Raw genomic sequence first — 7,296 nt, forward strand, 5'->3', positions numbered from 1 at the left:
AATAATTTCACGCTCAATCGGGGTTGGCGTAGATGTTTTTTCTATTTTGACTGAATCTGATTTTTCGCCGTGCGCACTACCCGCAGCAAAATATAGTCCGCCACCAGCAATTGCACAAATTCCGACTATCAAGACTACCCGGAATAGCATGCCTCTGTCGCTATCCTCCGTAGGTAGCCGAGATAGATTGTCATCATGCCTGCCTATACTCATCTTGTGCTCTGCGTGTGCTTTCGACAACACGAATCGAACAATTTTCGATTGTGGCCTTTTGGGGGTGACAATGAGACTCTTTATGGCATATTCAGACGATATTGCAATATAAAGCAAAAGGAAAATGCGGGAATGAATGCCTACAAAATCCTCCTCGCGTCATGTGCCATTTTCGCTACAGGTCTGCCCGCCAAGGCGGAATTGAATCTCTGGCAGCAGAATTTTGTGGGCTGCTCGGTCTCATCTTCACCCTATACAACGCAGGTCCTTTTCAAGGACGCGTCGAAGGTTCGCCCGCTCATGCAAATTGCCGGGATGAACGCATGGGCGGTTCCAACTGCTGATGGCGGCCAGCAAATCGCGCTCACCACACCGGACGGTCTGACGATTTACGGTCGCATCGTCGGCCCGCAGGGTGAAGACATTTCCGCCGCTCTTCTGGCGACCACACCAACCGTCACACCGGAACCTTCGCCGTTCGATCCGCAGTCGCCAGCCACCTCATCAACGACGACCTCTCAGGCTGCCGCTAATGTTATCCGGTCGGTTCCCGGAGTAGGAACCGCCGCGCAGATAGCGGCCGCGGCCGCCGCACCACAAATCGGACAGTCCTCCCCTGCCCCGGTTGAACAACCATCCACGGCAGAGCCGCAACAGGCTGCTTCGGCTACCCCGTCTGTTGAGAGGCCAGCAAGCAACAATTCGGTCGCTGCATCGGCAGCACCCGCAACGCAAGCCGCTCAATCCACGCAGGCCCCTACCGCCGCAACGCCGCCACCAGAGGCTCAGCCGCAACAGCAGGCGCAAACCGCTACCCCTCCGCAACAGCTCGCATCGGTGGGCTCGCAAACCGTTCCAGACGTTCCCAAGGCAGCCAGCATTGAACAGCTTATGCAGCAGGCTCAGGATTTCGCTATGTGGTTCCCTGCCAATAAGCCAAAGCCCGGTTCGCCTCTCGTCTACGTCTTCGTTGATCCCACCTGCCCGCATTGCGCATGGTCGTTCGAGCATCTGAAGCAGCGGATCGATGACAACACGATTGACCTGCGCGTCATCATGGCCCCGATCCTTTCGCCCGAGGCCGCGCAGATCGCGGCTTCAATCATGCATCAGGAGGATATTGCTACGAGCTTGCGTGACCAGCTCGCATCCGTGATCGGATCGGGCAAGCCAGCGCCGAAGGTCGATCCGAAGAACTTCGACAACGCCGTGGTCGCAGCTATGCAACGCAATGTCGATTGGATGCGTCTCAATGGCGTTCCCGGAACCCCATTTTATCTCTATCGCACGAAGGAAGGTGCTCAGTTCGCCTTTGGCGCTCTCAATGATGCACAACTAGCAACCGCTCTCCCCGACGCGCAGCCAGCCGCTACCGCCAACAACGCCGGAACCGCCGCCCAATGAGCCAGAACGCCGATTACGGCCAGATCGAAACAATCCTCATGCGGGCGGACGTTTATCGGACCGCCTATCGTCGCATGAGCATCATCGCCCTTGCCTTGCTTGTCGTCGCCGTGATCGCCGTCCTGGCGGCGGTTAGCCTCGCGTTGACAAGGCCGGAGCCGCGATATTTCGCAACGACAGCCGACGGGCGCATTCAGCCGCTCATACCGCTCGATCAACCACATTTGAGCGCCGCTGAGATAGCGACCTATGCGGCAGAAGCCGTCACCCGGTCCTTTACCTATTCATTCGCCACGTACCAGCAGGATTTTCAGGACGCGCAGCAGTATTTCACCAAGCCGCAAGGCTGGAATTCATTCGTTGATGCTGTTCAGAAATCCGGAACGCTCGAACTTGTGAAAAACCGCCGTCTCAACACGACTGCGATCGCACAACGCGCAGTTATCGTGCGAGAAGGCGTCAATGCCAATGGCGTCTACGAGTGGATCGTTCAGATGCCGGTACGCGTCACCTATCAGTCTGCATCGGAAGTGACAGGCCAAAATTTGATGGTCACGATCACCCTGCAGCGTTTGCAAAGCTATGAACACCCGCGCGGCGCGGCTATCTCCCGCTTCCTCGCGGCCCCCGGAGGTGCTTGATGAGAATGTTCGCCGGCAATATCGCTTTTCTCCTTGCCTTGAGTGGGTCCGCACTTGCTCAACAGGCTGCTCAGCCTGCGCAAACATACACGCCTCCAACGCCAGAGGCCGCCGCCGAACTGCCTGTCCAACAGCCTCAGCAACAAGAGCAGGTATCTCAACCTGCCGACGAGCAGGAAACTCAAGGGCAAGGCCAACCTGCATACTCCAAATACGGCGAAGCAATGCCCGGACAGGCCGCGCAACGCCAGCCACGACAAGCCCCGAATGTCCCGATCATCGGCGCCCGCCGTCTGATGCAGTCACTTTCCGAACTGGACCGTCCCCTGACGCCAGAAGAGATTACGGCCTATGGCGCAACTGTTCAGTCGTTAATGCCGATGTCTCCGGAAATCATCCGCGATTATCGGCGTAGGGTCGATGAAAGCCAGAAGGCCGCGGCGATGCCGCCAAGCGGTTTCAGAGCACGGCCAATATCTGATTCCGTGCGTATGTCGCTCAAGTCGAATCAGGCGCTCCAAACCCTGTACACGACGCCAAACACGGTATCGGTAATGGCTTTCTACGACCGCACAGGCAAAGCATGGCCGATTGCCAGCTTTGTCGTTGGTCGAGCCGATTCTTTCCAAGTCTATGCGCTGCAGGAAGGTTCGAACCAGATCGCAGTCACGCCGCTCGTGACGCACGGCTATTCGAACCTGATAATCTCGCTTGTCGAGGAAGATCGCCCGATCGTGATCAATCTCGAGACAAGCGATACCAAGACGCATTTCCGCCGTGACATCACCGTTGAGGGGTACGGCCCAAATGCCGCGGTCTCGCCGACGGAAGTTTCCGTTAAAGAACCGCCTTCCAACGGGACGATGATGGCCTTCGCACAAGGTGCGGATCTACCAAGATCGGCAATCAAATTGCGGACATCTGACAGCAATGTTGAGGCCTGGCTTCTCGATGGAGCCTATTATCTCCGGACATCTGACACATACACCTCCCCGTCCCCACAAGCCATGCTGACGGGACCGGGAGGCGTCCATGCCGTGAAAATCAAGCCCTCCCCCGTTGTGCTGATCTCGCGCAATGGCACGATTTCCAGAGTGAGGATTTCCCAATGAGCGACGCAAGCGACGAAAACGCTAAGAATTCGGCCGAGCGCGAGGACGCCGCTCCGGACCTGGCCGGTGCAGCAACCGTCAACCGTTCGGGCCGCAAACGCGGATCACGAGTTCAGACCTACGTCGTAATCGGTTTGCTCGCCTCAGCCGTCGGCTATGTCGGCTACTCCATGTTCAAGCAAAGCGACCTTGCACCATCCCGTATTTCGCGTGGCCCCAATGTCGATGCTACGCCAGCCGGACAGCAGCAGGCCGATTCCGAACGGTATCAGCAATCGCTTGATGCGGTTAACCAGCAGGGCGCGCAAACGGCTGATCAAAGCGGGGGCAGCTTCCTCGCTACGCCAGACGAACCGTTGCGCAATATTGACGATATTCGCGACGTCACGAAGGAGCCCTACCCTCGCCAACGTCCGGTGGCTCCTGCCAACGAAGTTCCGACGCAGCGGGTTGAGAATTTCACTCCTGACCGCCGACAGGCCATGACCCCGGATGACTACAGTGACATAAATACGCTTGCCGGTGCGATGGCCGCCCAAGCTGCAAGCTTAGCGTCGCAATGGTCTCCCAAGGGATCAGTTAATACGATCGTTCTCAATCAGACGCTCTACAAGTCGCCCGAACAGCGACAGGCCGAGGCCGAGGCAGCACGACAGGCCGCCCTTTCTGGCAATGGTGGCGTTGTCGACGGCGCAAACATGCTGATCAAAGCCGGTCAGATCCTCTTTGCACGCACCGTCAATGCGTCCGACTCCGATACGCCCGGTCCCGTCGTCGCCGAGATATTCCAAAAAGGCCCTCTCTATCGCGCTCGAATGCTCGGGTCATTTCAGCAAAACCGCAACACGAACGCATTGATTGTCGAATTCAGCCGCCTTGTGATGGCCGATGGCACGGAAGTACCGATCTCGGCATATGCCGTTGATGGTGCCAAAGGCTCCATCGCCGTCAAATCAGACGTAGATCATCGGTGGCTTGCCCGCTACGGGCCGCGACTTGCCGGTGCCTTCATTTCCGGCCTTGGCGAAACCATGTCGCGCCCAAGCCAGGAAATCATCATTGGCAATAACTCCACGACTGTCGTTGATCGCGAAACCGAGCTGAAGGACGCGCTATATGCCGGCGCTGGCCGTGTTGGCGATCAGCTCGCCAGCGAAATCGAGGACATGGCCCCGAGTGGACCGCTCGTCAAGCTTGGCAGCGGCTACACCATTGGCGTCCTATTCATGCAGGGCGTACCCAACGTTCAGGCCACGCTTAATTCGGTTGCTACGCGATGAGTGAACAGGAATTCGAAGACGGCAACCGCTTCAAAAGAAAGGTCCATTGGCGCGACTCCATGCGAGAACCCCGTCTCATGATCTTTGATGCCCGCCTGGTCTTCTTTTTCCTGCTTCTGGCGGTCCATCTTGCGGTCTGGACCGCCGTTCTTCTCCTGGCAGCAATGCTTGTGTTCTGGCTCGTTGAACGGGCTGGATATCGTTTCCCGAGTGCTCTCAGGACGATCAGGGCCACCTTTGCGGGTCATAGGAGGCCGGCGTTCTATCAGAGACGTTATCGCGAAGCCGTAGACTACGGATTCGAATATCGCCGCTCCCCCTCCCCTCCCCCGATACCCGCTCAGAAGGCTCCGGCAGTAACGGAGCCCGAACCTGTCGAGACACAGGCGGGCAGTCTCCCATTAGCCGCTGAATAAGCGGCTATTTTTTTGCTTCGCATTCACTTCCCAATGGAATATATAAGCAAAACGTTTTCCATAGGTTTTAAATAGGTATACCATAATAAAACCTTTGCGAAACGTAGGAATTGCGTTTACCATCCGTTCATAATCCAATGATAAAACCGATAGTGAAGACATTCGCATGGTTTCGGATGCGTCCACTATCCGAATAGCAAATAGATACGGAAGATGATCGTATGGCTGTCGTTTCCTTCATGACCACCAAAGGCGGCGGTGGAAAAACCACAAGCGCCACGCTTTTTGCGACCGTACTCGCAGAGCAGGGCGCTTCGGTATGCATGATCGACGCCGACCCCAATCAGCCGCTTGTCGGTTGGGCCACAGAGGCGGTTCATCCCAAATCGTTGACGGTGATCGGCGATGTACATGAGGACAACATCATCGAGACGATCGAAGAACAATCCGCCAAGCATATGTTTGTGGTTGTCGATCTCGAAGGCTCGGCAAACCTATCGACCGGCTACGCGCTGACCCAAAGCGATCTGATACTTATCCCGTTGCAGCCGTCCAAACTCGATGCCAACGAAGCGGCCAAAACCCTGAAGTTCATCCTCAGACAGGGTAAAAGCAGTGGGAAGACAATGCCTGCACGAGTATTTTGGGCTCGCACGCCAGCCGCATATATTACGCGCAGCGCTCGCGATATCGGCTCGCAATTCGAGGAAGCAGGAATCGGCTTTCTCGAAACCAGCTTGATCGAACGAGAAGCCTTCAGGGGCATCTTCAACTACGGCAGGACACTGGAGAACCTGACCGAAGATCAGGTTCCCTCACTTGAGAAGGCTCGGGCTAACGCCGCCGCGTTCACCGGTGAAATCATCGCCTTGCTGAAGGAGCACCGCACATGAGCACGCACAATATTCGCCTTGATCTGGATGAGTTTAAACCAGAGGCCAAGAAGGCCGATCCTGCTGCAAAGGCGTCCGTGGAAAAGCTTGCCGAGGCAACCGGTTTCAAGACGCGTCATGCACCGGAACAGACCCGCAATGAGCCGAAACCTTCCCCGAAACCCGACTCCCTACCTGCACCGGCCGCCCCGGTAGCGCCAGTAGCATCAGAAGGAGAGGGCGAAGCACGTCGCCGTGGTAGAAAACGGACCACCAATCGTAACACTCCCTTTGCCGTGAAGCTGAAGGTCGAGACGAACAACCTGATCTATGAGTTTGCCGACCGCCTCGAATGCAACGCGATTGCCGAGGTCCTGGAACTGGCACTTGGCGCACTTCAGAAAGAACTTGACGAGGGCATAGACCCTCGAGCTCGCGCGGCCGAACAGGCGGCCGCCCAGGGCTAATGCCCGGCGGCCGGGTAGGGGAGGGCTGGCAAGCGTTTGCGAACGCGGTTAGCAGCCCCAGGCTTTCGCGGCGGATCTATGCCCGGCGCGCTGCGCTCGCCGGGCTTCTGATCGCCGCGACGCTGTTCCTACTCCTCCTGCAGGGACATATCGGGACTGCCATGACAATTCCGGTCATTTTCATAGGGCTGTGCTTTGCAGCCCTGTTTACCGGCCCTCTTGCGGAAATAGTCGCCATATGGTCGCGAAACACGTTCTACACGTCCAGAAGCGGTCAATGGATCGTCTTTCCACTGACCTTTGCTATCTCTCCCATTCTGGCGCCGGTCGTGCTCGCCGTTTCGACTGTGCAATTCCTCAAATCGACGTCCTGATCCAGAGTAAAGCCTAGTGGCAATGAGAGGTCGTGTGAATTGGACGCTTTCATATCGAATGATAGGATCTGATGAACGAAGATGATCAACGAGAACTGGAGGGATTAATGCTGGTTGACGATCGAAACTTGTTACGAATTGCTGGATATGCTGCTGCTACGGCTTTCGTGGGTGCTGCGTCACTCGGATTTCATAAACCTTTTTTGAGTTGGTTTGCGCTTTTGGCTGTGGCTATCGTCGGCGGGCTATTGAGCTATGCGCCTGGTCTGGTCCACCGTTTGCGATTTCAGGAAGCGTCCAGCATAGTTTTGGTGAGCGCTCTTGCAACAGTGATGGGTGAGGGCCTTTGGCTGGAAATTTTTGGTAAGCGGGGCAAATTTGGTGGCCAAGACCCTGTTTCTGATTCCAAGTCAGAAAAATTAAACACTGTGCATATCGTGAGTTCCGCATCGATATTTCATGGCTATGGGATTCCTGATTTTGGCAAATCATGATTCTCTTTTGCGATGCCGAAGAG

Annotated in this window: 9 protein-coding genes; all 9 read left to right on the forward strand. The window is 56.3% G+C overall.

The window, feature by feature from the left end; genetic code table 11:
• Nucleotides 1-345: 345 nt before the first annotated feature.
• The 9 genes from JNC70_RS21625 to JNC70_RS21665 all read left to right on the forward strand — a co-directional run bounded on the left by JNC70_RS21625 (nt 346) and on the right by JNC70_RS21665 (nt 7,273).
• On the forward strand, nt 346-1,617 hold the full coding sequence (locus JNC70_RS21625) for a thioredoxin domain-containing protein (protein WP_157803365.1): 1,272 nt from the start codon (nt 346-348) through the stop codon (nt 1,615-1,617).
• Entirely contained in the window at nt 1,614-2,258 is a 645-nt protein-coding gene (locus JNC70_RS21630) for a type IVB secretion system apparatus protein IcmL/DotI (RefSeq protein ID WP_100560336.1), read from the forward strand. The genes JNC70_RS21625 and JNC70_RS21630 overlap by 4 nt, the downstream gene beginning before the upstream one ends.
• Nucleotides 2,259-2,263: 5 nt before the next feature.
• Nucleotides 2,264-3,370, forward strand: coding sequence for a DotH/IcmK family type IV secretion protein (locus JNC70_RS21635; RefSeq protein ID WP_374788963.1), 1,107 nt, complete (start codon nt 2,264-2,266; stop codon nt 3,368-3,370).
• The gene (locus JNC70_RS21640) at nt 3,367-4,650 is read left to right on the forward strand and encodes a TrbI/VirB10 family protein (protein WP_100560338.1); all 1,284 of its coding nucleotides are present in this window, start codon (nt 3,367-3,369) and stop codon (nt 4,648-4,650) included. Before JNC70_RS21635 ends, JNC70_RS21640 begins: the two co-directional genes overlap by 4 nt.
• A gap of 77 nt (nt 4,651-4,727) precedes the next feature.
• Nucleotides 4,728-5,066, forward strand: a complete 339-nt coding sequence (icmT, locus tag JNC70_RS21645) for an IcmT/TraK family protein (protein WP_245872472.1) — start codon at nt 4,728-4,730, stop codon at nt 5,064-5,066.
• 221 nt (nt 5,067-5,287) lie between these two features.
• The gene (locus JNC70_RS21650) at nt 5,288-5,959 is read left to right on the forward strand and encodes an AAA family ATPase (RefSeq protein WP_100560340.1); all 672 of its coding nucleotides are present in this window, start codon (nt 5,288-5,290) and stop codon (nt 5,957-5,959) included.
• Nucleotides 5,956-6,405 (forward strand): hypothetical protein, encoded by a 450-nt coding sequence (locus JNC70_RS21655; RefSeq protein WP_100560343.1) that lies wholly within the window; start codon nt 5,956-5,958, stop codon nt 6,403-6,405. Before JNC70_RS21650 ends, JNC70_RS21655 begins: the two co-directional genes overlap by 4 nt.
• A complete protein-coding gene (locus JNC70_RS21660; protein WP_100560345.1) occupies nt 6,405-6,779 on the forward strand; it encodes a hypothetical protein in 375 nt (124 codons plus the stop codon). The genes JNC70_RS21655 and JNC70_RS21660 overlap by 1 nt, the downstream gene beginning before the upstream one ends.
• 71 nt (nt 6,780-6,850) lie before the next feature.
• On the forward strand, nt 6,851-7,273 hold the full coding sequence (locus JNC70_RS21665) for a hypothetical protein (RefSeq protein ID WP_374788964.1): 423 nt from the start codon (nt 6,851-6,853) through the stop codon (nt 7,271-7,273).
• Nucleotides 7,274-7,296: the final 23 nt, after the last annotated feature.

Source organism: Brucella oryzae, assembly GCF_041929965.1.
Lineage (GTDB): Bacteria > Pseudomonadota > Alphaproteobacteria > Rhizobiales > Rhizobiaceae > Brucella > Brucella oryzae.

Bases quoted from the DNA above. Each gene is read 5' to 3' on its own strand.
- JNC70_RS21650 (WP_100560340.1), top strand. From the start codon at position 5,288: ATGGCTGTCGTTTCCTTCATGACCACCAAAGGCGGCGGTGGAAAAACC.
- JNC70_RS21630 (WP_100560336.1), top strand. From the start codon at position 1,614: ATGAGCCAGAACGCCGATTACGGCCAGATCGAAACAATCCTCATGCGG.
- icmT (WP_245872472.1), top strand. From the start codon at position 4,728: ATGATCTTTGATGCCCGCCTGGTCTTCTTTTTCCTGCTTCTGGCGGTC.
- JNC70_RS21660 (WP_100560345.1), top strand. From the start codon at position 6,405: ATGCCCGGCGGCCGGGTAGGGGAGGGCTGGCAAGCGTTTGCGAACGCG.
- JNC70_RS21655 (WP_100560343.1), top strand. From the start codon at position 5,956: ATGAGCACGCACAATATTCGCCTTGATCTGGATGAGTTTAAACCAGAG.
- JNC70_RS21665 (WP_374788964.1), top strand. From the start codon at position 6,851: ATGAACGAAGATGATCAACGAGAACTGGAGGGATTAATGCTGGTTGAC.
- JNC70_RS21640 (WP_100560338.1), top strand. From the start codon at position 3,367: ATGAGCGACGCAAGCGACGAAAACGCTAAGAATTCGGCCGAGCGCGAG.
- JNC70_RS21635 (WP_374788963.1), top strand. From the start codon at position 2,264: ATGTTCGCCGGCAATATCGCTTTTCTCCTTGCCTTGAGTGGGTCCGCA.
- JNC70_RS21625 (WP_157803365.1), top strand. From the start codon at position 346: ATGAATGCCTACAAAATCCTCCTCGCGTCATGTGCCATTTTCGCTACA.